We start from the raw sequence: 25,348 nt of genomic DNA on the forward strand, positions 1-25,348 counted from the left end.
GAGCAGCCGGAGCAGCCGGAGCAGCAGCGGCTGCGGGAGCCGGAGCGGCGGCAGCGGCGCCTGCGGGCTCGAGCATCACCAGCACGGAGCCTTCGGAAACGCTGTCACCCACCTTGATCCGGACTTCCTTGACCGTGCCGGCCTGCGGCGACGGCACGTCCATGGTGGCCTTGTCGGATTCCAGCGTCACCAGCGCGTCTTCCGCGTTGATCGTGTCGCCCGGCTTCACGTGCACTTCGATGACGGGAACGGCGTCGTAGTCGCCGATATCCGGCACCTTGATTTCAATCGCTTGACTCATTCAGTGTCTCTCCTGGGCAGCCGGCACTCTGGTCAGATACGACAAACGCGACAAACGCAATCGGCGAGGTTACTCTCGCCACACGCATCTGTCACGCTGCCGCGCATCACCATTCGCCGCGGTGCGCCGCCGGGTCAACCGGTGGCACGCCGCGGCGCGGCGGGTGCCGCGCTGCGGGGGTTCAGTCGTGCAAGTCCGGGGTCAGACCGACATCGGGTTCGGCTTGTTCGGGTCGAGGTTGTACTTCTTGATGGCCTCGGCCACCTTCTCGCGACCGATCGCGCCTTCGTCGGCCAGCGCCTTCAGCGCAGCCACCGTGACCCAGTAGCGGTCCACTTCGAAGAAGTGGCGCAGCTTCTCGCGGGTGTCCGAGCGGCCGAAGCCGTCAGTGCCCAGCACCACGTAGCGACGCGGCACGAACGGACGGATCTGCTCGGCGAACGCACGGATGTAGTCGGTGGACGCGATAACCGGACCGCGCACGCCCTTGAGCTTCTGGGCGACGAACGATTCGCGCTGCGTGCCGGTCGGGTTCAGCAGGTTGTGACGCTCGACTTCCTGGCCTTCACGGGCCAGTTCGGTGAAGCTCGGGCAGCTCCACAGATCCGATTCCACGCCCCAGTCCTTCTTGAGCAGGTCGGCGGCGGCGATCACCTCGCGGAAGATCGTGCCCGAGCCCAGCAGTTGCACGCGCGGCGCGTTGCTGTTCTCCACGCCCTTGCGGAACTGGTACATGCCCTGGACGATGTCGCGTTCCACGCCAGCCGGCATTTCCGGATGCTCGTAGTTCTCGTTCATCACCGTCAGGTAGTAGTACACGTCTTCCTGTTCGGCATACATGCGGCGCAGGCCGTCCTGCATGATCACGGCGAGTTCGTACTGGAACGTCGGATCGTACGAGATGCAGTTCGGGATCACAGCGTGGAACACGTGCGAGTGACCGTCCTCGTGCTGCAAGCCTTCACCGTTCAGCGTGGTGCGGCCAGCGGTACCGCCCAGCAGGAAGCCGCGCGAGCGCATGTCGGCGGCGGCCCAGCACAAGTCGCCGATACGCTGGATGCCGAACATCGAGTAGTAGATGTAGAACGGGATCATCTGCACGCCGTGCGTCGAGTACGACGTGGCGGCGGCGATCCAGTCGCACATGGCGCCGGCTTCGTTGATGCCTTCCTGCAGCACCTGACCCGTCTGCGATTCCTTGTAGAACATCAGCTGGTCATGGTCTTCCGGCACGTACTTCTGGCCTTCCTGGTTCCAGATACCAACCTGGCGGAACAGGCCTTCCATGCCGAAGGTACGCGACTCGTCCGGCACGATGGGCACCACGTGCTTGCCAACCTGCTTGTCCTTGAGCAGCGTGTTCAGGATACGCACGAAGGCCATCGTGGTGGACACTTCGCGGCCTTCGCCAGTGGCCTTGAGCAGCGCTTCGAACGCCGACAGCTCGGGCACCTTCAGCGCCTCGGCCTTCATGCGGCGGGCCGGCAGGTAGCCACCCAGGTCCATGCGCGCCTTGCGCATGTATTCCAGTTCCTTCGAGCCTTCCGGGAAGGTCAGGTACGGGACTTCTTCCAGCTTGTCGTCCGCCACCGGGATGTTGAACTGGTCGCGGAACGCGCGGATCGCGTCCACCGGCATCTTCTTCTGCTGGTGGGCCACGTTCATGGCCTGGCCGGCATCGCCCATGCCATAGCCCTTGATGGTCTTGGCCAGGATCAGCGTCGGCTGGCCCTTGTGCTCGCTAGCCGCCTTGTAGGCCGCGTAGACCTTGTGCGGATCATGGCCGCCGCGGTTGAGGCGCCAGATGTCGTCGTCGGACCAGTCGGCCACCATGGCCTTCAGTTCCGGCGTATTGAAGAAGTGCTCGCGCACGTAGGCGCCGTCCTTGGCCTTGAAGGTCTGGTACTCGCCGTCCACGCATTCCATCATGCGCTTCATCAGCAGGCCCTTGGTGTCGCGCTGCAGCAGCGGATCCCAGCGGCTGCCCCAGATCAACTTGATCACGTTCCAGCCCGAGCCACGGAATTCCGATTCCAGCTCCTGGATGATCTTGCCGTTGCCGCGCACCGGGCCATCCAGGCGCTGCAGGTTGCAGTTGATCACGAAAACCAGGTTGTCCAGCTTCTCGCGGCCGGCCATGCCGATCGCACCCAGCGATTCCGGTTCATCGGTCTCGCCATCACCCAGGAACGCCCATACCTTGCGGTCGCCGGCGTTCACCAGGCCACGGCTGGCCAGGTACTTCATGAAGCGGGCCTGGTAGATCGCCATGATCGGGCCCAGACCCATCGACACGGTCGGGAACTGCCAGAAATCCGGCATCAGCCACGGGTGCGGGTACGACGAGATGCCCTTGCCGTCCACTTCCTGGCGGAAGCTGTCGAGCTGTTCGGGCGTCAGGCGGCCCAGCAGGAAGGCGCGCGAGTAGACGCCCGGTGCCGAATGGCCCTGCACGAAAACGAGGTCGCCACCGCTCTGCTCCGACGGAGCGCGCCAGAAGTGGTTGTAGCCCACGTCATAGAGCGTGGCCGCCGAGGCGAACGACGAGATGTGGCCGCCGACGTTGGTGTGCTTGTTGGCGCGCAGCACCATGGCCATCGCGTTCCAGCGCGTGTACGAGCGGATGCGGTGCTCGATGTCCTGGTCGCCGGGAATGCGGGCCTGCTGCTCTACCGGGATGGTGTTGATGTACGGCGTTTCGGCATGGAACGGCTGGGTAACGCCGTTCACGCGCGCGTATTCGATTTGCTTGTCGATCAGGAACGCGGCGCGCTCGGTGCCTTCCGCGTTGAGGACGCCCTGCAGGGCGTCCAGCCATTCGTGCGTTTCCTGGGGATCTGCGTCGTTGGCGCTGCTGGCGCCGAGGATCTGCTCTGGTACAGCGGACATGACTGTCTCCTGGTGAATTCCTGCCCGGTGCCCACACAGCAAAGCGCGGGACTCCAGCGGCCGGTCTTGACGGTTTGTGACGTCGCGGCGGAGCGCCAAGCCTTGCCCTGGCATCGGTAGGCCAAAGCCGGATCCTCCTTGGGGCTGATGACGCGTTCATCGCCCGGATCCTGTACTCAGCAAGCGCAGTGCGCCCGCCCGCATTGATCGGTCGAAGCGATTCTATGGAAGCACAGCAAGTGATGACAAGCTAAATTTTCAGATTACGAAGTCATTTCTTATAATGTGAAATATTGCGGCAGTGCATCAGAAATCGCATCGCGTCCGTCTTGCAAGGCCTCGCGACCGGCGTGCAAATACCGTGCCGTGTAGGCGCTTTCCCCAAGCGACGCACCGCAATAAAGTGGATAAACTGCTCGGTCAGCCGTCAATCCCCTATGCAGTTTCTCAAACGAATTCTCTCCGGCCTGCGCACGGCCATTCTGCCTCCGAACCCTGCCGGCGCCGTCAGCGATGCCCCTCACGGGGTAGTCCATGCCGACCGTAGCAACGGTGGCAACGCCCATGGCGCCCCCCAGGCCGAGGCACAAGACAGCACCGATGGCACGGACGGCGGCACGCCGCTGGCCGCCGCCCCCCGCCGCCTCTGGATCACGCGCTGGCGCAATCTTGTCGCCACGAGCTGGTTCATGTTCATCCCGCTCGTGGCCATCGTGCTGTTCACCGTGGCGATGGGCGTCATCCTCTGGTCGCTCCACGAAACCGAGCACCAGCAGCAGCGCGACGCGCTGTACCGCGATGCCGCCTGGGCGCAGCAGCGCGTGCGACTGTCCCTGCTGAGCAACCAGGACCAGTTGGCCTCGCTGGCGCGGGATATCGCGGCCGCGCAGCTCGACCAGGGCGCCTACCGGACGGCCGCGCAGGAAATCCTGCGCGAGAACCCGGAGATCGTCTTCATCAACTGGCTCGACGCCACGCGGCGCGGCCGCTGGTCGCTGCCATCGACGTCGGAATTCGCTGCCCGCCTGCGTGAAACCGCCGATCAGCCGCTCGAACCCGAGGTCCTGGACACGTTCGACGCCGCGCGCGAGACCCAGCGTGTGGTCTATTCCCGGCCGCTGATGAACGATCGCGGCGACAGCTTCATGCTGATGGAAGTGCCGATCGTGCGCGATAACGAGTTCCTGGGCACGCTGGGCGCGCTCTACTCGATCAACGGCATCCTGACGCACCTGCTGCCACCGGAGCTGACCGAGCGCTACCGCTTCTCGCTGATCGACAAGAACAACCAGACCCGGGCCAGCACCTCGGTACGGCCGGTACCGGGCAACGCGCTGTCCTACGAAGTCTTGCTCGACCCGCCGGGCCATTCGCTGTCCCTGCGCGCCGACGCCTACCCACCGCCGTCGAACCTGCCCAACAATATGTTGCTGTGGCTGGTGGTGGGCCTGTCATGCTTCCTGCTGTGGAGCCTGTGGAGCATGTGGCGCCATACCAGCCGCCGCTCCGAGGCCCAGCGCGCCCTGCTGGCCGAAACCTCGTTCCGTCGCGCGATGGAAAACTCGATGCTGATCGGGCTGCGGGCGCTGGACCTGAACGGGCGAATTACCTACGTGAATCCCGCGTTCTGCCGCATGACGGGCTGGACCGAGAGCGATCTGGTCGGCCGCGTGCCGCCCTTCCCCTACTGGCCGCCCAATGACCAGCAGGAGATGCAAAAGCAAATCGACCTGACGTTGCAAGGCAAGTCGCCGGCCACTGGCTATGAAATGCGCGTCATGCGCCGTGACGGCAGCAGCTTCTTCGCCCGCATGTACGTATCGCCGCTGGTCGACAGCCGTGGCCGCCATACGGGCTGGATGAGCTCGATGACGGACATCACCGAGCCGAAGCGCGCCCGCGAGGAACTCGCCGCCGCGCATGACCGCTTCACGACGGTACTGGAAAGCCTGGATGCGGCTGTATCGGTGCTGGCCACGGACAAGGCCGAGCTGCTGTTCGCCAACCGGTACTATCGGCAACTCTTCGGCTGGGAAGCCGAGGGCCACCTGAAACTGGCCGGGGACGACTTCGACAAGGACCAGATGTCGAGCGACAACACCGACTTCGTCGATGCCTATGCCGGCCTGCCTGCTTCGGAACTGATGCCGTACGCGTCCGACGCCCGCGAGGTGTTCGTGCCGGACATGCAGAAATGGTTCGAAGTGCGCCGCCGCTATATCCAGTGGGTGGACGGCCACCTCGCGCAGATGCAGATCGCCACCGACATCACGGTGCGCAAGGCAGCCGAGGAAATGGCGCGCCAGCACGAGGAACGCCTGCAGTTCACGAGCCGCCTGACCACGATGGGCGAGATGGCGTCGTCGCTGGCGCACGAACTGAACCAGCCGCTGGCGGCCATCAACAACTACTGCATGGGCGCCGTGGCTCGCCTGCATTCGGGCCGGAGCACGCCGGAAGACCTGATCCCGGTGCTGGAAAAGACCTCGGCGCAGGCAGTGCGGGCGGGCACGATCATCAGCCGCATTCGCGGTTTCGTGAAACGTAGCCAGCCGCAGCGGCGCGAGGCCTCGCTGCACGACATCGTGGCCGATGCCGTGGGCCTGGCCGACCTGGAGGCCACGCGACGCCGCGTCACGATCCTGACGCGCCTGCCGACCCCGCCGCTGATGCTCTACGTGGACCCGGTGCTGATCGAGCAGGTGCTGGTCAACCTGCTCAAGAATGCCGTGGAAGCGATGGCGGGCATGCCGGCCCTGCGCGCCGCGGGCGTGGTACGGTTGCACGCCCGGGTAGAAAACGTCGAATTCGGCCAGAGCGTCTGTATCGACGTGATCGACCAGGGCCCCGGCGTGGACGAAGCCACCAAGGAGCGCCTGTTCGAGCCGTTCTTCAGCACCAAATCGGACGGCATGGGCATGGGCCTGAATATCTGCCGTTCGATCATCGAATCCCATCAGGGCCGTCTGTGGGTAGAAAACAATGTGGACGGCATCGGCTGTACGTTTAAAATCACCCTGCCACTGCAGCCAGCGCTACCCGAACAGTAACGGGGATGCCCTCGGGCGAAGCGGACGACCCTCTGCCGCGGGGCATCGGGAGGTCGTCCGGATCGTTCACCCGGGGTGTTGCGCACTGCCGCTGGCGGTTACACTTCGTTGCAAACGACTTTGCCCCAGGAGATTTCATGACCGCAACGCCCAGCCCCACGCCTCATCGTGGCGAGACCGTATTCATCGTCGACGACGATGAAGCCATGCGTGACTCGCTGACCTGGCTGCTCGAGGGCAACGGCTACCAGGTGCGCAGCTTCAACAGCGCCGAGCAGTTCCTGTCCGCCTACGACGCCAGCCAGGTTTCGTGCCTGATCCTGGACGTCCGTATGCCCGGCATGAGCGGCCCGGAGTTGCAGGAGCGCATGATCGCCGAGAACATCGACATCCCGATCGTCTTTATCACCGGCCACGGCGACGTGCCGATGGCGGTCTCGACGATGAAGCGCGGTGCGATCGACTTCATCGAGAAGCCGTTCGACGAATCGGAACTGCGCTCGCTGGTGGAACGGATGCTGCAGAAAGCCCGCACCGATCACTCGGCCGCGCGCGAGCAGCGTGCCGCCAAGGACCTGCTGAGCAAGCTGACCACGCGCGAGCAGCAGGTGCTCGAGCGCATCGTGGCAGGCCGCCTGAACAAGCAGATTGCCGACGACCTGGGCATTTCCATCAAGACCGTGGAGGCGCACCGCGCCAACATCATGGAAAAGCTCAACGTCAACACGGTGGCGGATCTGTTGCGCCTGGCGCTCTCGCGCAATAGCTGAGTCCCGCCTTGCCGCTCCTTCTCCCCGTTGCGGCGGGAAGGAGCGGGCCCCTTGCCGACTGCCGACCGAACGGCGCCTGCCCGTCCCTTGGCCGCTCGTTACTTCCCCGTCAGATAATCCTCGTCCGTGAACGTCAGCACCCATTGCGGGCGATAGACGACGAAGATCGCCACCAGCATCCCCGTCAGGAATGCCTCACCGAACCCGATCACCACGGCGCCGGTCAGGCTGTCCCCGATCGTCAGCCCGGCGTGGGGCGGTCCCAAATGGAACTGCCAGAGCGTGCGAAGGCTGCCGGCGACGATGGCGGCCACCAGCGGGGCGAAATAGCCGTGGCCGAGAATGAAGATGAACGGGTGGCGCGGTAGCCGGCGTCGCATCACGGCCTGCAGCCCGGCAGTCAGCACCCCCGGAACCACCGCCATCCAGATAAAGCGCGGCGCCATGGATACCCAGGCGATATCCGCCCAGCCCTGCCCCGCCAGGTAAGCCAGCCCCAGCAGCGACACCAGATCGACGACGGCCAGCGTCAGCATCGCCAGCGGCAGCCCGAACATCGTCACCGCCAGCGGGGCCCCCATCAGCTGAACCACGACCCCGGTCCCGACCGTCGCCCGCGCCGACCACAGCAAGGTCAGGAATACGAGCCCGCCGAGCCAGGCGTGCTGGAGCGGTTCCTGCCGCAGCAGCCGCCATGGCCGCTGCGACGCCACCCAGGCGAGCATCGCCACGGAGAGGGTCGGAAGCGGCCAGGTCGCCAGCAGGGCCTGAAGTGAGGAATCGTCGATCTGCATCGGGCGGATGCTAGCAGCCCCGGCCAGAAACCGGGTTGTATCCGATCAAGCCAGGCAGCCCGTTCTGATTCTGGTCAACCCCTTTATAATTCGGGTTTCACGAGCGACGCCGGCCACCCCGCCGGCGCCGGCTCCCCGTTTCCCCAAGCCTCTCCAGTCACGTATCCCCATGTCCGCTCACCTGATCGACGGTAACGCCCTTGCCAAACAAATCCGCGCCGAGGCCGCCCAGCGCGCTGCCCGCCTGACCGCGGCCGGCCACCAGCCCGGCCTGGCCGTGGTACTCGTAGGCGAGGACCCCGCCAGCCAGGTCTATGTGCGCAACAAGGTGAAGGCGTGCGAGGACAACGGATTTTATTCGTCGCTGAACCGCTACCCGGCCGACCTGTCCGAAGCCGACCTGCTGGCCCGCATCGACGAACTGAACAACGACCCGAAGATCCACGGGATCCTGGTCCAACTGCCGCTGCCCAAGCATATCGACAGCCACAAGGTGCTCGAAGCCATCGCCCCAGAAAAGGACGTCGACGGCTTCCACGTGGCCAACGCCGGCGCGCTGATGACCGGCGCCCCGCTGTTCCGCCCCTGCACGCCGTACGGCTGCATGAAGATGCTCGAATCGATCCAGTACCCGCTGCGCGGCGCGCGCGCCGTGGTGGTGGGTGCCTCGAACATCGTCGGCAAGCCGATGGCCATGATGCTGCTGCAGGCTGGCGCAACGGTTACGATCTGCAATAGCAAGACGCGCGACCTCGCTGCCCACACCCGTGATGCCGACGTGATCGTCGCCGCCGTGGGTCGCCGCAACATCATTACTGCCGACATGGTCAAGCCGGGTGCCGTGGTGATCGACGTGGGCATGAACCGTGACGACGCCGGCAAGCTGTGCGGCGACGTGGACTTCGCCGGTGTGCGCGAAGTGGCCGGCCATATCACCCCGGTTCCGGGTGGCGTGGGCCCGATGACGATCACGATGTTGCTGATCAATACGCTGGAAGCCGCGGAACGCAAAGCCGGCATCGCCTGAGTGATGCTCTAGGTGAGGGCCTGAGTGATGGGCCAATCGCGCCAATAGCTAAGTCGTACTGGATATTTCGGCGCATAGGCCTCATCTTGCACGTGTGATGCCGCATCCCGGCAGCCAATCGGAATTTGCCACCATGACTGATACTACCGACCGCGCCAGCAACCCGTTGCTTGATTTCTCCGACCTGCCGCGCTTCGCGGAGATCCGGCCCGAGCACATTAGCCCGGCGCTGGACGTGCTGCTCGCCCAGGCGCAGGCAGCCGTCGCCCGCGCCGAGGATTCGGCCACCCCCGCCACCTGGGCCAGCGCCGTCGAGGCACTGGAAGTCGCCACCGAGCCGCTCGGCCGCGCCTGGGGCGTGGTCGGCCATCTCAGCGCGGTAGCCGACACCCCCGAGTTGCGCAAGGCACACGCCGATAACCTCCCCCGCATGACCGAATTCTGGTCATCGCTGGGCCAGAGTCTGGCCCTGTACGAAAAGTACAAGGCCGTCGCCGCCGGCCCCGAGTTCGCGAGCCTTTCGCCGGCGCGCAAGCAACTGCTCGAGAACGAGCTGCGCGGGTTCCGCCTGGGCGGCGCCGAACTGGCCGAGGACAAGAAGCCGCGCTTTGCCGAGATCCAGGAACAGCAGGCGCAACTGTCAAAGGCGTTCTCCGACCACGTGCTCGATGCCACCAATGGCTACGCCCTCTATATCGAGGACGAGGCACGCCTGTCCGGTATTCCGGCCGACGCAAAGGAAGCCGCGGCGCTGGCCGCCCAGAAGGATGGCAAGGCAGGCTGGAAGTTCACGCTGCACTTTCCGTCGTACTTCCCGGTGCTGCAATACGCGGACGACCGCTCGCTGCGCCAGACCATGTACGAGGCCAGCGTCACGCGCGCCTCGGAACTGGGCCCGCAGCACGGCAATGGTCAGGCCGACTGGGACAACACGGCCAATATGCGCGAGCAACTGACACTACGCCGTGAAGAGGCGCATATGCTGGGCTACGCCAACTATGGCGAAGTCTCGCTGGTGCCGAAAATGGCCGAGTCGCCGGCCGAAGTGCTCAAGTTCCTCGACGAGCTGGCCGTCAAGGCCCGCCCGTTCGCCGAACACGACTGGACCGAACTGCGCGAATTCGCCGCCGCCGAACTCGGCCTGAACGACGTCGCGCCGTGGGATGTCGCCTACGCGTCTGAAAAGCTGCGCCAGAAGCGCTATTCGTTCTCCGACGACGAGGTCAAGCAGTACTTCCAGGAACCGAAGGTGCTCGAAGGGCTGTTCGGCGTGGCCGAGAAGCTGTTCTCGGTCCGCATCCAGCCGGACACGACCCAAACCTGGCACAAGGACGTGCGCTTCTTCCGCGTGGTGTCGCCTCAGGGCGCGCTGCTCGCCCAGTTCTACATTGACCTGTACGCGCGCGAAGGCAAGCGCGGCGGCGCCTGGATGGATGATGCGCGTGGCCGCAAGGAACGCGGCAACGGCACCGTGCAAACGCCGGTGGCCTACCTGACCTGCAATTTCACCGCGCCGGTCGGCGACAAGCCCGCGCTGTTCACGCATGATGAAGTGATCACGATGTTCCACGAGTTCGGCCACGGGCTGCACCACATGCTGACGCAGGTGGGCGACCTCGGCGTGTCCGGCATCAACGGCGTGGAATGGGATGCCGTGGAGCTGCCTTCACAGTTCATGGAGAACTTCTGCTGGGAATACGAGGTGCTGTCGACGATGACGGCCCACGTGGAAACCGGCGCGCCGCTGCCGCGCGCGCTGTTCGATCGCATGCTGGCCGCGAAGAACTTCCAGAACGGCATGATGACGCTGCGCCAGATCGTGTTCTCGTCGTTCGACATGCACCTGCATACCGACTACGACCCGCAGGGTGCGGTATCGGTGCTCGAACTGTCGCGCAAGATCAACGACGCGAAGCACGTGGCGCCCCAGTCGCCGCTGTCGCGCTGGCCGAATACGTTCAGCCACATCTTCGCGGGTGGCTATGCCGCCGGTTACTACAGCTACAAGTGGGCCGAAGTGTTGTCCGCCGATGTTTACGCAGCATTCGAGGAAGCCGCACAGCTCTCCGGCAGCGTGCTCGACAGCGCAACCGGCGAGCGTTATCGCCGCGAGATCCTGTCGGTGGGTGGTAGCCGCCCGGCGATGGAATCGTTCGTGGCGTTCCGCGGCCGCGCGCCGCAGATCGACGCGCTGCTGCGGCACGGTGGCATGACGGAAGCAGCAGTCGCTGCCTGACCGCCACCTACCCCGCCCTGCCCCCAGGCGCCCGGACCATGAACATTCCTTTCCCGATTCGCAAGGAATGTCCACCGGGCGCCTGTGTCTGCAATCGCGACGCGCTGCTGGCGGATCCCCACGCCGATCTGCGCATCCTGCAACTGACGCAGCAGGAAGAGAAGAAGCTGGTGGACCGGCTGGAGAGCATTGCCACACTCGATGAACTCGAGCGGATGAAGACGAGGATGCGCGAGTTGCTCGGCATCGAGGTCCGCATCACGCCGAGCGACAACGTGGTACGCACGACGCGCGGCTTCCGCATTGAACTTGCGGACCAGCCAGGCCTGTGCCGCAAGACCCGGCAGGCGATCCCAGCCGCGATCCGCCGCAGCATGGATACCCATCCGGAAATCGCCTACGCGATCCTGGACCAGCGCGGACTGCTTGGCGGCATGGACGCCATCGGCGACGCGCACGGCGAAAACGACAATCCAAACAAAAACGAGATATGAGAATCGCAAGCTGGAACGTCAACTCCCTCAAGGTACGTCTGCCGCAGGTACTGCAATGGCTAGGCGCTCAGGATGCCGCGGGCGCGCCGATCGACGCGCTGTGCCTGCAGGAACTGAAGCTGCCCGATGACAAGTACCCGCTGGCCGAACTCGAAGCGGCCGGCTTCCATAGCATTTTCACGGGCCAGAAAACCTACAACGGTGTGGCGATCCTGGCACGCAACGCGGCCATGCCCGTGCCGACTGACGTGGTGCGCAACATCCCCGGCTATGAGGACGCGCAGCAACGCGTGATCGCCGGCACGTACGGCGACGTACGTCTGATCAGCGCGTACTTCCCGAATGGCCAGGCGCTGGACTCGGACAAGTTTGTCTACAAGCTCGACTGGCTCAAGGCCATGATCGAGTGGCTGCGCGCCGAAATGGCCCGGTATCCGAAACTCGCGCTGCTGGGCGACTTCAACATCGCCCCGGAAGACCGCGACGTCCACGACCCGGCCAAGTGGGAAGGCCAGAACCTGGTCTCGCCGCAGGAGCGCGACGCGTTCCGGACATTGATCGGCCTGGGTCTGGTCGACTCATTCCGCATGTTCGAACAGCCCGAGAAAATGTTCTCGTGGTGGGATTACCGAATGATGGGTTTCCGCCGCAATGCCGGGTTGCGTATCGACCATATCCTGCTTTCGGCCGACCTGGCGCGGCAGTGCGCGACATGCGTCATCGACAAGGAGCCCCGCCGCTGGGAGCAGCCGTCCGACCACACCCCGGTCGTGGCCACGCTCACGCTCGGCTAGCCGATGCGTGCGAATCTGGCCCTGACGCGCTGGTTTCCCTGGCTCCCGCGCGTTACGCCGCTGACGCTGCGCGCTGATCTGGTTGCCGGCCTGCTCGGCGCGGTGCTGGTGCTACCGCAGGGCGTGGCCTTTGCCACGCTGGCTGGTCTACCCCCGCAGTACGGCATCTATACGGCGGTGATCCCCTGCATCGTCGCCGCCCTGTTCGGCTCGAGCTGGCATGTGATGTCGGGACCGACCAATGCCAATTCCCTCGCGCTGTTCGCCATGCTGAGCCCGGTGGCATTTGCGGGCAGCCCCGCCTATATCTCGCTGGCGCTGGCGGTCACGATGCTGGTCGGCATCCTGCAACTGGCGGTAGGCGCGCTCCGGCTCGGATCGCTCGCCAATTTCATTTCGCCATCGGTACTACTCGGTTTCACCTGTGGCGCCGCGACCTTGATCGGACTTCACGCGCTGAAGGATCTACTCGGGCTTGCCGTGCCAACTGGCACGAGCGCATTCGGCGTGGTGCGCTTCCTGCTCGACAATCTCGACACGGTCAGCGGTAGCGCGTTGATCGTCGGCGCCGTGACGCTGGCGGTCACGCTGCTCGTCAAACGGATCTCGCGCCGCGCGCCTTTCATGCTGATCGGCCTGCTCGCCGGCTATGGCGTGGCGCTGCTGCTCAACACGACGAGCTGGGGCGACGCCAGCCATGTGAACGTGGTGGGGCCGATTCCATCGGCGATCCCGCCGTTCCATATCCCCGACATCAACTGGCGCACGGTGCCTGACCTGCTTGGCATTGCCTCGGCACTGACCATCGTCGCGCTCGGCCAGTCGATTTCGATTGCCAAGGCCGTGGCCTTGCGCTCGGGCCAGCACATCGACGCCAATCGCGAGTTCATCGGCCAGGGGCTGTCGAATATCGCGGGCGGATTCTTCTCTGGCTACATTTCGTGCGGGTCGCTGAACCGCTCGGTCCCGAATTTCGAGGCCGGCGCGCGGACGCCACTGGCCAGCGTGTTCTCTGCGCTGCTGCTGGTCGTGCTCGTCATGGTCAGCGCCCCGTTGCTGGCGCAGATTCCGCTGGCGGCGATCTCGGCCATGCTGCTGCTCGTGGCCTGGGGCCTGTTCGATTTCCAGCGCCTGCGCCGTATCGCGCGACTATCGCGCACCGAGTTCGCGATCGCGGTAGGCACCTTCGTCGCCACGCTGGCGATCCGGCTCGAGATGGCCGTATTGCTCGGCACGATCCTGTCGCTCGTCGCGTACCTGTATCGCACCTCGCGCCCCGCCGTACGCAGCCTCGTGCCCGATGCCGATGACCCGGGCCGCCGCTTCACACCGCTGGACGAACTGCGCCGCCCCCAACCGGAATGTCCGCAGTTGAAGCTCCTGCGCATGGAAGGCGCGATCTACTTCGGCGCCGTGCAATACGTCACCGATCGCCTGCACTGGCTGCGTACGGTCAACGCCAGCCAGAAGCATCTGCTGGCGATGACCAAGAGCATGAATTTCATCGACCTGGCGGGCGCGGAGATGTGGGAAGCCGAGTTGGCGGAGCGGCGTGCAGCCGGCGGCGACCTCTACTTCCATCGTCCGCGCACGCAGGTCCTCGAAACTTGGGAACAGACCGGTTTCACCGCAAAGCTCGGCGACGACCACATCTTCCCCACCAAGCGACAGGCGCTGCACACGATTATTGGCAGTCTTTCGCCCGACATCTGCGCGCAATGCCAGGCGCGCATCTTCGAGGAATGCGCTCAGCGCCCGGGAGCCGTGCCGCGCTCGCCACAAGCCAGCGCGTCAGACGCAGCAGCCTCTGCCTGAGCGGCAATCGGAACAACCAGACGTTGATATAAGACGAAAGACGGTAGGTATGTGAGCGCGCCGGCCGGTCTACGCGTGAAACGTAGCCGAAGCCGGCGGCGGAGGGGTGCCCCGCCGGGTCAGACCGGCGCCACGTGCGCGCGCTTGACCACGATAGGTTGCGGCACGCCCTGCTCTATCAGCACCAAGGCCGCGCGCTCGATCGTTTCACGACCAGCACGGAAAGCCTCTTCGAGCGACAGCACCTGGTCGGCACTAAAGCCTTCCCACAGCGCCTCGCGTGTTACGACACATGTCACTTGCTCACCATCGACAATCGCGTGGAACAGCAAACCCTCGTTGTTGATGTCGTAGCGGTCTTGCTCCTGGAATTTGATTTCCATCATCACAGCCCTCCAATATGCAAGTGGAAAAGCATCCTAACATGGCTTGGCGGAAATCGTCTTCGATCCCATGCGCGGAAATATGAGAATGCGATGTGTCTCAATGCTCGTCACGACGTCGGGCGAATTCCCATCGCGGCGCACGCGCTGCGCACGAGCATGTCAGTCGTATATGTCAGGGCGATGTGCAGGCTGGCAGAAGAATCTCTCATCAAAGATTTGACAAAGCCAAAAATGCTGCTAGAATCTCGGTCTTCGTCGGGGCGTTAGCTCAGTTGGTAGAGCAGCGGACTCTTAATCCGTAGGTCGAGTGTTCGAGTCACTCACGCCCCACCAGACATCAAAAAGGCCGGAAGCAGCAATGCTTCCGGCCTTTTGCTTTTGGTGGCTTGGCGCCGCTCAATGTCGAGCCCCGAGCCACCGATGTCGCGCCGGTGCCGTCCAGCGCATGCGCCGTCGCAGCACACCAGCCCCAGCATCGACCGGCGTTGATGTCATCCGCTCATCAAATGCCGGACGCTTTCAGCGAATCACGCACCCGCCGCCTGCGCGCGCTCGAACAGTGTGCGCGCCAGGCGCCGATGATCCGACAGCACGTTCGGCAGATCGGCAGTCAGCAGATGTCCGTCGCGAATCACCACGCGGCCATTGATGACGCTCATCGACACATTGCCCGGCGTGCAGAACACCAGGGCCGCCACCGGATCGTGCCCAGCCCCGGCGTAGCCGACGCCCGACATGTCGAAGGCGACGATATCCGCCGACATACCCGGCGCGAGCGCGCCAATATCATCCCGATTCAGCACCTTGGCCCCGCCAAGCGTGGCAATCTCTAGCGCCTCGCGGGCGCTCATTGCGGCCGGGCCATACCCGACCCGCTGCAGCAGCATCGCCTGACGCGCTTCGCCAAGCATGTGCGCGCCGTCGTTCGATGCGCTGCCGTCGACGCCGAGGCCCACAGGCACGCCGGCATCACGCATCCGGCGAATCGGCGCGATGCCAGAAGCCAGCCGCATGTTGGAGCAAGGGCAATGCGCCACACCCGTGCCGGTACGGGCGAACAACGCCACCCCCTCCTCATCGAGCTTCACGCAGTGCGCGTGCCAGACATCGTGCCCAACCCAGCCCAGATCCTCCGCGTACTGCGCGGGCGTCATGCCGAACTTCTCGCGCGAGTAGGCAATGTCGTTGTCGTTCTCCGCAAGGTGCGTATGCAGCGACACGCCGTAGTGGCGCGCCATCTTCGCGGACTCTCTCATCAGGTCGCGCGACACGGAAAACGGCGAGCACGGGGCCAGCACCACACGCAGCATCGCGTGCCGCGACGCATCGTGATACTGCTCGACCAGCCGCTGGCTGTCGCGCAGGATCGCTGCCTCGGTTTCCACGACGACATCGGGCGGCAGCCCACCCTGGCTACGGCCGACACTCATCGAACCGCGTGCCGCGTGAAAACGCATGCCAATCTGGCGCGCCGCGTCGATCGAATCGTCCAGGCGCGATCCATTCGGATAGAGGTACAGGTGATCGCTGGTAGTCGTGCATCCGGACAGCATCAGTTCGGCCATCGCGGTCTGGGTCGACACACGGATCATCTCCGGCGTCAGGTGCGACCAGAGCATGTAGAGATTGGTCAGCCACCCGAACAGCTCGGCATCCTGCGCGGCAGGCACGGCGCGCGTGAGGCTCTGGTACATATGGTGATGGGTGTTGACCAGCCCGGGCATGACCACATGCCCGCGCATATCGACGACCTCGGCGCGCCCCTCGTCGGCAAGCCGACGGTATTGCTCGGGCAGTTCGGCCGTGGGCCCCACCCACTCCACCGCCGGCCCGTTCGCGACCAGCGCGCCATCGGCAATCTCGCGCCGCTGCGCGTCCATGGTGACGAGTACGTCGGCGTGCTGAAGGATCAAAGTCATGGTGATGTGCATGGGTTGTGAACGTTGCGCAGTCTACGCAACGCCAGTACACACCAAAAGCGCAGAATTTCGCGCTTGGTGTCCACAAAATGAGGACACCTAGACCGTGGACGAGCGGAATTAACGGAACAGGCCGTCCAGCGCCGTGCCGATACGCTCTGCCATCAATTCGGCTGCGGGACTCAGCGGCGCCCGCACCCGCGCAACCATCCTCAACGCTTGCTGCCGTAGATCGCTGTCGCGCAGCGGCACGAACACCACGGCGCCACGTGCGCGCTCATCCATCACATCGAGCGGATTGAGCAGTGCCACGCCGACCCCGGCTGCCGCGAGTCGCTGGATCAACACGACCGAGGTCGATTCCACAGCGGGTGTCACCTCGACCGACTGCCGCGCGAAGGCGTCGTCGACGAGCGCGCGGATCGACAGCGAAGGCGCCGGGAGGATCAACGGATAGCCGGCGCACTCCGCCAGCCGCGTCGACGGCTGCATGGCAAGGGGATGCCCCGGCGCCACCACCGCGCCAATCGACCAGTCACGGCTGGCCATCACGCGGAACGCCGCCACCTCCGGCAAGTCGTACCCGAGCCCCAGGTCCGCATCGCCCTGCTCCACCGCCGCCACAATGCCGGCCACGGGCAGGTCCGCCACACGCACCACGATGCCAGGATGATGCTGACGGAAGTCGTGCACGAGAGACGGCAACAGGGAGCCCGCCAGACCCGACGTGGTCGCAACCGTGACCATGCCGCGCCGCGCGCCCTTGATCTCGGCAACGCGCGCCTGCAGCGCCTCATGCTCGCGCAGCGTCTGCCGCACGTGAGCGAGCACCATCTCGCCCAACGGCGTCAGGTGCAGGCGGCGGTTGATCCGATCGAACAGCGGCGCCCCCAGCTCCGCCTCTAGCTCAAGGATCTGCCGGTTGATCGCGGTTGGCGCCACGTGCAGATGCTCGGCGGCGCGGCGGATCGAACCACGGCGCACGACTTCATCGAGATAGCGCAGGACACGGGCGTGCATGACGGATAGGAGCCATTGAGACAGTGGGCGCATTGTAAGCGGCACCTGACACGCCGATGAAAAAAATGCGAACAAGGGCTTGCGCAGTATTCGGTACCTTGCTAGAATCTCTTTCTCGTTGGGGCGTTAGCTCAGTTGGTAGAGCAGCGGACTCTTAATCCGTAGGTCGAGTGTTCGAGTCACTCACGCCCCACCAGCGAATTCAGGAAAGGCCGAAAGCAGCATTGCTTTCGGCCTTTTGCTTTGGCGCTCCCGCAGAGCTTCCTGCTTCATACGCGCGTCATTGCTCACCCGCTACGCTCTCCCCCACGCGCATCCACGGGTTCTCCCCGATTCCCCGCCCCCGCCATTTCAGGGTTGAATGCCCGTCGACGTACATCACGGAACGAAGTTCCGTATTGCGGAACCAGCACAACTAGCAACACGTACTAGCAACACCTGGAGGCATCTTTTGAAAGCAGTTCTGAATACGGGCGCCATCGCCGCCCTCGCCGTCCTCGGCCTGACCCAGACCGGCATCGCCCACGCGCAAGCGTATCCGACCAAGCCGATCCGCCTGATCGTGCCGTTCGCCGCCGGCGGTACCACCGATATCGTCGGCCGTGCCGTGTCCGATGCGATCGGCCGTGAACTGGGTCAGCCGGTGGTGGTGGAAAACCGCGGCGGTGGCGGCGGCGCGATCGGCGCCGATGCGCTGGCCAAGTCCTCGCCAGATGGCTACACGCTGGGTATCGCCACGGTCAGCACGATGGCCACCAACCCGGCCACCAACCCCAAGAACCCGTACGACCCGATCAAGGACTTCGCGCCGATCACCAACCTGGTGAACGTGCCGAACGTGCTGACCGTGAACCCGAAGGTGCCGGCAAAGAACCTGAAGGAGTTCATTGCCCTGGTGAAATCGAACCCCGGCAAGTACAGCTATGCGTCGGCCGGCAAGGGCAGCATCTCGCACCTGGATGGCGAACTGTTCAAGTACATCACCAAGACTGACATGGTCCACATTCCGTACCGTGGATCGGGCCCGGCGCTGAATGACACGCTGGCCGGACAGGTCAACGCGCAGTTCGACAACCTGCCGTCCTCGATGCCGTTCATCCAGAGCGACAAGCTGCGCGCCCTGGCCGTCGCCGCGCCGAAGCGCGTGGAAGGCCTGCCCAACGTGCCGACGTTCGCGGAAGAAGGCATGAAGGACATGAACAACATGGCCTGGTATGGCCTGGTGGCCCCGGCGGGCACCCCTGCTGCCATTGTCACCAGGGTGCACGATGCGGCAGTCAAGGCCCTGCAGGACCCCAATGTGAAGAAGCGTCTGCACGACGCCGGCGCCTACCCCGACGGCAATACGCCGCAACAGTACACGGCACAGATCAAGCGTGAACTGGAACTGCGCAAGAAGATCGCCGTCGATCAGAACATTACCTTGGAGTAAATGGCGCAATAAGTACCGTATGACGGCCTTGTGACGTGGCTGTCTCGCCGCCTGAACATTGTTACTACAACTTTCGCTAGGCGAGTCTCCACTATCACCGGTACAGTACAGATGAAGTCATTTTTTTCCTATTTGGCCGGGCCCGTAAGCCCGGCGGTTACCTGTGAGGATGATGATGCTGAAGAAGACCGTACCGACGCTGGTTGTTGCCGCCCTGGCTGCCTTGGGCACCGTGCAACTGGCCCATGCGCAAAAGAACTACACGGACGGCGGCGATCTCTACAGCGGGGCCCACTCGAAGGACAAGGCCAACCCGAACCAGAGCGCGGCCAAGTCCGGCAAGTTCGATCCGTACACCGACGGCGCCAAGAAGTCGACCAAGTCGGAACTGGCTCCGGGCAAGAAGGCTGACCCGTACACTGACGGGGCGAAGTCTGGCAAGTTCGATCCGTACACCGACGGCGCGAAATCCGGCAAGTTCGACCCGTACACCGACGGCGCCAAGAAGCAGTAAGCGTCGTCCTTCATGGCCCCCGTTCTCAGGCGGGGGCCATGTTTCTCTTCCCTCCCGCCCCCCCTCCCCCGCATCTCCGAGTGGATTAACCGTCGCTTTCACGCGATTGTGATCCGTCACTGCATTGCCGCTGTCACGCAGGTCTCCCGCCCCCTTTCCAGCACGCCAAGCGGCGTCCGGTTCGCCTCATCCCAAAGACTGACTAGGACATACCCGACCTGTCACACCAATGTCTCTACATTGCTGCTAGTGTTCGGCCTACCAATGATTTCGAGCAGTACCAGGCGTGACCTGCCCGCGTTGAGAGGCAGGCACCCAAGCCGCCCGGGCCGGCCAATGCACCGGCCCAGATTGCATCAGGCGGCAACCCTAATATGGGAGACCTGAGCTAATGCAGCCCAAAGCACTCGATACCCACGAACCCGTAGTGCTCGCGCTGGTCGAGGCCGTCACGGCCTGGCAAGGCGCGCTTGAACAGACCCTGGGCGTATCGGGGCTGACCTATCCCAAATGGCTGCTGTTGCGGGCAATCCGCCACGAGGAATTCGTACGCGGCAAGCCGTGCGAAACCGCCATCTTTCTCGATGTCGCGCAGAGCGAGCATATGCTGCGCGAACTGGGCGACGATGGCTGGCTCGATTTCGATGCTGACGGCACGCCGCGCATCACACCGGCGTCGGTCGCGCGGATGAAACGCGCAGCGCAGGCCATCAAGGCCCTGCACTCGGTATCCGCCGGTCAGTTCAGCACCTCGGAGCGCGCGGCGCTAAGCAGCTTGCTGCATCGCATGACCACTACGCTGGAAGACCACGTTGCTCGCCATATTCGCCATGCGGCGTGGGAACGCGACGAGATGTCGATGGTCGTGCCGGACGAACTCCGCCGCGTTGCGCAACAGGCTATCGCCGCCTGACCGCCCCGCCCCGCAGCCATGACGCCCCGCCCCGCGCGGGGCGTTTCTGTTTTGTCACCCGGGCAAGGCAATTCTTTCCTACAGTGTGATCATGCACCGGCACGCCGCCGAGGAGACACCATGCCCCCGGAAAACGAAGAAAAGGTTGCGCAGTTGCTGGATGAATTGGTCGCGTTCGCGCAAGAACGGCTGCCGGCTGCGACGTTCGGGATTGTCGAACCCCTGCTGCGGCACTACTACGACCTGGCCGATGGCGAGGACCTGCTCGCACGCAACGTGGCCGATCTCTACGGCGCCGTCATGGCGCACTGGCAGACGGCGCAGAAGTTCGTGCCGGGCACCGCCCGATTGCGCGTCTACAACCCGAACCTCGAGGAACACGGCTGGCACTCGGACCACTCCATTGTCGAGATCGTCAACGACGACATGCCGTTCCTGGTCGATTCGGTCACCACGGAGATCAACCGGCATGGACTGACGCTGCACTCGGCCATTCACCCGGTCTTTCGCGTCTGCCGCGACGCGCGCGGCGGCATCGAGAGCATCGGCCTTGGTGGCGGCGAAATGGGTGCCACCAACTGCCGGCTTGAATCGTTCATCCATTTCGAAGTCGACCGCACAGGCGAGGCCACGCAACTCGAAGCCTTGCGCAATGCCATCGCGCGCATCCTCGGCGATGTGCGCGCCGCCGTGGAAGACTGGCCGCGCATGCAACAGATTGCGCGCGACACGATCGGCAGCATGGCCCAGGCCCCCGATGCCGCCACGCCGGAGTCGGTGGAAGCACGCTCGTTCCTGGAATGGATGCTGGACGACCACTTCACGTTCCTCGGGCATCGCGATTACGAACTGATCTCGCGCGATGGCCAGTTCTGGCTGCGCGGCGTGCCCGGCACCGGCGCGGGCATTCTGCGCGAGGCTCTGCGCGACCCCGCGGCCGAGGACCTCACGTCCCTGCCCGCGGCCGCCCGCAGTGTCATCGAGGGCGCCACGCCGATCTTCCTGACCAAGGCCAATTCACGCGCCACGGTGCATCGACCCGGCTACCTCGACTACGTCGGGGTCAAGCTGCTCGACGCTAACGGCAAGCTGTTCGGCGAACGCCGTTTCGTAGGCCTGTACACGTCCACGGCCTACATGGTCAGCACCAGCGAGATCCCGCTGGTACGCCGCAAGTGCGCCAACATCCTGTCGCGCGCCGGCTTCCTGACCAAGGGCCATCTGTACAAGTCCCTGATCACCATCCTGGAACAGTACCCACGCGACGACATGTTCCAGGCCGACGAAAACGAGCTGTTCGACATCACGCTCGGCATCCTGCGACTGCAGGAACACCAGCGCACGCGCCTGTTCGTTCGGCGCGACCGCTTTGACCGTTTCATCTCCTGCCTGGTATTCGTCCCGCGCGACAAGTACAACACCGACCTGCGCCAGCGCATCCAGAAGTTGCTGATGCAGGCGTTCAACGGCACGGGCTGCGAATTCACGCCGTTGCTGTCCGAGTCCCCGCTGGCACGTATCCAGATCACGGTGCGCGGGCAGCCAGGCACGATGCCGGAGGCCGATACGCGCGAGCTCGAAGAGCGGATCGTGCAGGCCACGCGCCGCTGGCAGGACGACCTGTCCGCCGCGCTGCACGAGACCCGTGGAGAGGAGCACGGCAACAGGTTGCTGCGCCGCTATGGCGACTCGTTCCCGGCTGGCTATCGCGAGGACTATCCCGCTCGTACCGCCGTGCGCGATATCGAACTGATGGAGCACGCGCGCCAGCATCCGAACGGCCTGGCCATGAACCTCTATCGCCCGATCGAAGCCGCCCCCGGCGCGTTTCGCTTCAAGGTATTCCGCGCCGGCCTGCCGATTGCGCTGTCGGCAAGCCTGCCCATGCTCGAACACCTGGGCGTGCGCGTCGACGAGGAACGTCCCTATCTGATCGAACCCGACGCCGGCGACCCGATATGGATTCACGACTTCGGCCTGGAGATCGCCGCCGACCATGAGGGCCAGCCGGTCGATATCGAGATCGAGCGCGCCAAGCCGCTGTTCGAAGACGCTTTCGGACGCGCCTGGAATGGCGAGATCGAGAACGACGACTTCAACCGGTTGGTGCTGCGGGCAGGCCTCGCCGCGCGCGACGTGACGATCCTGCGCGCCTACGCCAAGTACCTGCGCCAGGTGGGCTCCACGTTCAGCAACGCCTACATCGAACAGGCGCTGGCGGCAAACCCGCGTATCGCGGCGATGCTGGTCTCGCTGTTCGTTGCCCGCTTTGACCCGGCCGTTGCCGCCGCCGGCACACCCGACGATGCCCGCTGCCGCAAGCTGCTGGCCGATATCGAATCCGCGCTCGACCAGGTGCCGAATCTCGACGAGGATCGCATCCTGCGGCTGTTCCTCAACGTGATCAGCGCAACCGTGCGCACCAATTACTTCCATCACGGCGCGGACGGCCATCCACGCCCTTACATTTCGTTCAAGCTCAATCCGGCGCTGGTACAGGGGCTGCCCGAGCCGCGACCGATGTTCGAGATCTGGGTCTACTCGCCACGGGTGGAAGGCGTGCACCTGCGCGGCGGACGCGTGGCGCGTGGCGGTCTGCGATGGTCGGACCGGCGCGAGGATTTCCGCACCGAGGTGCTGGGCCTGATGAAAGCGCAGATGGTCAAGAACACGGTCATCGTGCCGGTCGGCTCGAAGGGCGGCTTCGTCGTCAAGCGGCCGCCGCCGCCCACCGATCGCGATGCCTTCCTCGCCGAAGGCGTGGCCTGCTACCAGACGTTCCTGCGCGGCCTGCTCGACCTGACCGACAACCTTGTCTCCGGCAACCTCGTGCCACCACCCGAGGTGGTGCGTCATGACGATTCGGACCCATACCTCGTGGTGGCGGCCGACAAGGGCACAGCCACGTTCTCGGACTATGCGAATGCCATCTCGGCCGAATACGGTTTCTGGCTCGACGACGCCTTCGCCTCCGGTGGATCGGTTGGCTACGACCACAAGAAGATGGGCATCACCGCGCGCGGCGCGTGGGAAAGCGTCAAGCGGCACTTTCGCGAGATGGGCACCGATATCCAGGCCACACCATTCACGGTGGTCGGCGTTGGCGACATGTCTGGCGACGTGTTCGGCAATGGCATGCTGCTGTCTCCCCACATCAAGCTCGTGGCCGCGTTCGACCATCGACATATCTTCCTCGACCCGGATCCGGACTGTGCGAAGAGCCTGGCCGAGCGCGCGCGCATGTTCGATCTGCCGCGTTCGAGCTGGGCCGATTACGACGCCACGCTGATTTCCGCGGGTGGCGGCATCTATCCACGCACGGCCAAGACGATCGCGCTCTCGCCGCAGGTACAGGCGGTGCTCGGCATCACGGCGGCATCGCTGCCTCCGGCCGAACTGATCCACGCGATCCTGATGGCACCGGTGGATCTGCTCTACAACGGCGGCATCGGTACCTACGTCAAGGCGAGTACCGAAACCCACCAGCAAGCCGGCGATCGCGCCAACGATCCGGTACGTGTCAACGGCAACGAACTGCGCTGCAAGGTGGTGGGTGAAGGCGGAAACCTCGGTTTCACCCAGCTCGGGCGTATCGAATTTGCCCGCCACGGCGGCCGTATCAATACGGATGCCATCGACAATTCCGCCGGCGTCGACTGCTCCGACCACGAGGTCAATATCAAGATCCTGCTTGGCATCGTGGTGGCCGATGGCGAGATGACCGAGAAGCAACGCAACAAGCTGCTGGCCGAGATGACCGACGAAGTCGGCCTGCTGGTGCTGCAGGACAACTACTTCCAGACCCAGGCGCTCTCGGTCGCGGGCCGCGTGGCGCCGGTGCTGGTCGATGCCGAAGCGCGACTGATCCGCTGGCTGGAACGTGCGGGCCGTCTCAACCGGCCACTCGAGTTTCTGCCCACGGACGAGGACATCACCGAACGCAAGGCGCTGGGCGCCGGGCTGACATCGCCCGAACGCGCGGTGCTGCTGGCCTACAGCAAGATGTGGCTCTACGACGAACTGCTTGCGTCCGATATCCCCGAGGATGTGCTCGTGGCTGGGCTGCTGGCCGACTACTTCCCGCAGCCGCTACGCCAGCGCTACGCGGAAGCCATGCAGCGCCATCCGCTGCGGCGCGAGATCCTGGCCACGCACCTGACCAACATGCTGGTGAACCGCGTCGGCGCCACGTTCGTCCATCACCAGATGGAGGAAACCGACGCGCGGCCCGCGGACATCGTGCGCGCCTGTCTGCTGGCCCGCGATGTGTTCGGGCTTACCGGGCTCTGGGAACGGATCGACGCGCTCGACAATCGCGTCGAGGACGCTGTGCAGGCGCGCATGTTCGGCGATCTGGCGCGGCTGCTCGAACGCGCCACGCTCTGGTTCATCCGCTATCTGCGCGCGGGCGGTACGGTGGAGCCAGGCGCGACCAGGTTCGTCGATGCGGCGCATTGGCTCACGCCGCAATTGCCGACGCTGCTGCCGCCCGAGCCATCGCAGGCCATGGCCGAACGCGCCATGGCCCTGACCGAGGCCGGCGTCGACGAAGATCTGGCGCTACGTGTGGCGGCCAGCGATATCGCGGCGGCAGCGCTCGACATCGCGGAAGTCTCTGGAACATGTGGCCGCAGCCTTGGCGCCGTGGCGGGGGTCTACTTCGCCCTGGACACCGAACTCAATTTCGGATGGCTGCGCGAGCGCGCGTTGTCTCTGCCCGCGGAGACGCACTGGGATCTGCTGGCACGCACGACCACGCTCGACGACCTGGGCCGGCTCAAGCGTGCGTTGACGACGAGCGTGCTAGGCCAGTCGCGCGACACGGATGACTCGCAGGCGCTTATCGAGGGCTGGCGCGGCACCCGTCAGGCGGCGCTGGACCGCTATGCCCAGATGCTGGCCGACCAACGTGCCTCGGGCGTTTCAGGCGTGGCGGCCCTGTCGATGCTGTCGGTCGCGGTCAGGGAGATTGGCTTGCTCGAACGCGCCTGAGT

17 protein-coding genes and 2 tRNA genes are annotated in these 25,348 nt (G+C 64.7%); 13 read left to right on the forward strand and 6 right to left on the reverse strand.

The window, feature by feature from the left end:
• Together D769_RS24095 and aceE are read right to left on the reverse strand one after the other, a co-directional pair.
• Positions 1-301, reverse strand: a 301-nt coding sequence (locus tag D769_RS24095; protein ID WP_008650422.1) for a biotin/lipoyl-containing protein, incomplete at its 3' end; no start/stop codon positions are given.
• 201 nt (positions 302-502) lie between these two features.
• Positions 503-3,190, reverse strand: a complete 2,688-nt coding sequence (aceE, locus tag D769_RS24100) for a pyruvate dehydrogenase (acetyl-transferring), homodimeric type (RefSeq protein ID WP_008650425.1) — start codon at positions 3,188-3,190, stop codon at positions 503-505.
• A 437-nt stretch (positions 3,191-3,627) separates the two neighbouring features.
• Between aceE and D769_RS24105 the strand changes: the two genes are divergently transcribed.
• Positions 3,628-6,240 carry a PAS domain S-box protein gene (locus D769_RS24105; RefSeq protein ID WP_008650426.1) on the forward strand — a complete coding sequence of 871 codons (2,613 nt, stop codon included), beginning with the start codon at positions 3,628-3,630 and terminating at the stop codon, positions 6,238-6,240.
• A gap of 137 nt (positions 6,241-6,377) precedes the next feature.
• Entirely contained in the window at positions 6,378-7,010 is a 633-nt protein-coding gene (locus D769_RS24110; protein ID WP_008650428.1) for a response regulator transcription factor, read from the forward strand.
• A 98-nt stretch (positions 7,011-7,108) separates the two neighbouring features.
• Here D769_RS24110 and D769_RS24115 read toward each other — a convergent pair whose 3' ends face one another.
• On the reverse strand, positions 7,109-7,804 hold the full coding sequence (locus D769_RS24115) for an energy-coupling factor ABC transporter permease (protein WP_008650430.1): 696 nt from the start codon (positions 7,802-7,804) through the stop codon (positions 7,109-7,111).
• 169 nt (positions 7,805-7,973) lie between these two features.
• On the opposite strand from D769_RS24115, the gene folD reads away from it, so the two are divergent.
• The 5 genes from folD (at position 7,974) to D769_RS24140 (ending at position 14,170) form a co-directional block, all read left to right on the forward strand.
• Positions 7,974-8,831, forward strand: a complete 858-nt coding sequence (gene folD, locus D769_RS24120) for a bifunctional methylenetetrahydrofolate dehydrogenase/methenyltetrahydrofolate cyclohydrolase FolD (protein WP_008650432.1) — start codon at positions 7,974-7,976, stop codon at positions 8,829-8,831.
• Positions 8,832-8,964: 133 nt separating this feature from the next.
• Positions 8,965-11,067 carry a M3 family metallopeptidase gene (locus D769_RS24125; RefSeq protein ID WP_008650433.1) on the forward strand — a complete coding sequence of 701 codons (2,103 nt, stop codon included), beginning with the start codon at positions 8,965-8,967 and terminating at the stop codon, positions 11,065-11,067.
• A 38-nt stretch (positions 11,068-11,105) separates the two neighbouring features.
• Positions 11,106-11,561, forward strand: coding sequence for a hypothetical protein (locus D769_RS24130; RefSeq protein ID WP_008650435.1), 456 nt, complete (start codon positions 11,106-11,108; stop codon positions 11,559-11,561).
• Entirely contained in the window at positions 11,558-12,355 is a 798-nt protein-coding gene (gene xth, locus D769_RS24135) for an exodeoxyribonuclease III (protein WP_008650438.1), read from the forward strand. The genes D769_RS24130 and xth overlap by 4 nt, the downstream gene beginning before the upstream one ends.
• Before the next feature lie 3 nt (positions 12,356-12,358).
• Positions 12,359-14,170 carry a SulP family inorganic anion transporter gene (locus D769_RS24140; protein WP_008650440.1) on the forward strand — a complete coding sequence of 604 codons (1,812 nt, stop codon included), beginning with the start codon at positions 12,359-12,361 and terminating at the stop codon, positions 14,168-14,170.
• Between the two features lie 119 nt (positions 14,171-14,289).
• On the opposite strand, the gene D769_RS24145 is transcribed toward D769_RS24140, so the two are convergent.
• Positions 14,290-14,553 carry a DUF1488 domain-containing protein gene (locus tag D769_RS24145; RefSeq protein ID WP_008650441.1) on the reverse strand — a complete coding sequence of 88 codons (264 nt, stop codon included), beginning with the start codon at positions 14,551-14,553 and terminating at the stop codon, positions 14,290-14,292.
• A 260-nt stretch (positions 14,554-14,813) separates the two neighbouring features.
• On the opposite strand from D769_RS24145, the gene D769_RS24150 reads away from it, so the two are divergent.
• Positions 14,814-14,889: transfer RNA gene (locus D769_RS24150), tRNA-Lys, on the forward strand.
• 194 nt (positions 14,890-15,083) lie between these two features.
• Here the strand turns inward: D769_RS24150 and D769_RS24155 are convergent.
• Both D769_RS24155 and D769_RS24160 read right to left on the reverse strand, forming a co-directional pair.
• On the reverse strand, positions 15,084-16,475 hold the full coding sequence (locus D769_RS24155) for an 8-oxoguanine deaminase (protein ID WP_040011231.1): 1,392 nt from the start codon (positions 16,473-16,475) through the stop codon (positions 15,084-15,086).
• Positions 16,476-16,595: 120 nt separating this feature from the next.
• Positions 16,596-17,495, reverse strand: a complete 900-nt coding sequence (locus D769_RS24160) for a LysR family transcriptional regulator (RefSeq protein WP_008650445.1) — start codon at positions 17,493-17,495, stop codon at positions 16,596-16,598.
• Positions 17,496-17,615: 120 nt separating this feature from the next.
• On the opposite strand from D769_RS24160, the gene D769_RS24165 reads away from it, so the two are divergent.
• The 5 genes from D769_RS24165 (at position 17,616) to D769_RS24185 (ending at position 25,346) form a co-directional block, all read left to right on the forward strand.
• Positions 17,616-17,691, forward strand: a tRNA-Lys gene (locus D769_RS24165).
• Between the two features lie 255 nt (positions 17,692-17,946).
• Complete coding sequence (locus tag D769_RS24170; protein WP_008650447.1) at positions 17,947-18,927, forward strand: tripartite tricarboxylate transporter substrate binding protein BugE; 981 nt, start codon at positions 17,947-17,949, stop codon at positions 18,925-18,927.
• Positions 18,928-19,102: 175 nt separating this feature from the next.
• Complete coding sequence (locus D769_RS24175; protein ID WP_040011232.1) at positions 19,103-19,441, forward strand: hypothetical protein; 339 nt, start codon at positions 19,103-19,105, stop codon at positions 19,439-19,441.
• 391 nt (positions 19,442-19,832) lie between these two features.
• Positions 19,833-20,354, forward strand: a complete 522-nt coding sequence (locus D769_RS24180; protein ID WP_008650450.1) for a hypothetical protein — start codon at positions 19,833-19,835, stop codon at positions 20,352-20,354.
• A 120-nt stretch (positions 20,355-20,474) separates the two neighbouring features.
• Entirely contained in the window at positions 20,475-25,346 is a 4,872-nt protein-coding gene (locus D769_RS24185) for an NAD-glutamate dehydrogenase (RefSeq protein ID WP_008650452.1), read from the forward strand.
• The last annotated feature ends 2 nt before the right edge of the window (positions 25,347-25,348 follow it).

The organism is Cupriavidus sp. HMR-1 (assembly GCF_000319775.1).
GTDB lineage: Bacteria > Pseudomonadota > Gammaproteobacteria > Burkholderiales > Burkholderiaceae > Cupriavidus > Cupriavidus metallidurans.